The 907-nt window shown below is 44.4% G+C and carries 1 protein-coding gene and 1 pseudogene; both read right to left on the reverse strand.

Annotation, left to right across the window (positions count from 1 at the left end):
* Positions 1-94: pseudogene (locus tag IEY09_RS20100) on the reverse strand (flagellin FliC); the annotation flags it as partial.
* 202 nt (positions 95-296) lie between these two features.
* Positions 297-907, reverse strand: a 611-nt coding sequence (locus IEY09_RS20105) for a flagellin (RefSeq protein WP_188872414.1), incomplete at its 5' end; no start/stop codon positions are given.

Below are 907 nucleotides of genomic sequence, written 5' to 3' on the forward strand. Positions count from 1 at the left end.
AACGCTCCATTGAGGTTGCCAAAGCATTACCCGATGCATTCAAGTTCTTCTGTGCCTTCATTGAAGTCACGTTTGTGTTTACTGTAATTGCCATGATTATACCTCATTAAGCCTGGTTAAGAGCTTGCCTGTTTTCCAGGCTAAGTGAATCTGTTCACTATTTATAACGGCCAAGGGCGGAAAAGCTTTAGGAAAAAAAATGATTTTTCTGAAACAAATTTCTTAGCCAATTTCCACATATAAAAATGCCCACGACTGCAACAGTCTGTGGGCATCGAAAGAGCAGCAATATCTGATTAAAGTAGAGATAACGCCACTTGAGGTAACTGGTTCGCTTGAGCCAGCATTGCCGAACCTGTTTGTTGCAATACTTGGTTCTTCGTCATTTGCGAAGTCTCTTTCGCAAAGTCCACATCTACAATACGACTCTTCGCATCGGCCACGTTGGCTTGAGTGTTCGCACTGTTGCTAATGTTGTGAGCTAAACGGTTTTGTGTTGCACCTAACTTCGCACGCTGGGTGTCGATAGTCTTGATTGCAGCGTCAATTAAACCCGTTGCTGTGGAAGCCGCTGTATCCGAAGAAACAAGTAATGCATCCACGCTTAATGTTGCTGCATCAGTTCCTGAAATCGAGATAGAGATGTTTTCACCTTCTTGGTGACCAACTTGGAAGCTCTTGCCTGTAAAGCCACCGCTCAGTAACTTAGTATCACCGAATGCAGTAGTGTTAGAAATTGCTGTGATTTCTAATGCTAATTGGTCAATCTCAGCCTGAATGGCATCACGGTCACTAGTAGAGTTTGCACCGTTTACCGCTTGAACCGACAGGTCACGCATACGCTGTAACATGTTGGTCTGCTCTTGCATCGCGCCTTCTGCGATTTGTGCCACTGAAATACCATCGT

Source organism: Shewanella xiamenensis (genome assembly GCF_014647135.1).
Taxonomy (GTDB): Bacteria; Pseudomonadota; Gammaproteobacteria; order Enterobacterales; family Shewanellaceae; genus Shewanella; species Shewanella xiamenensis.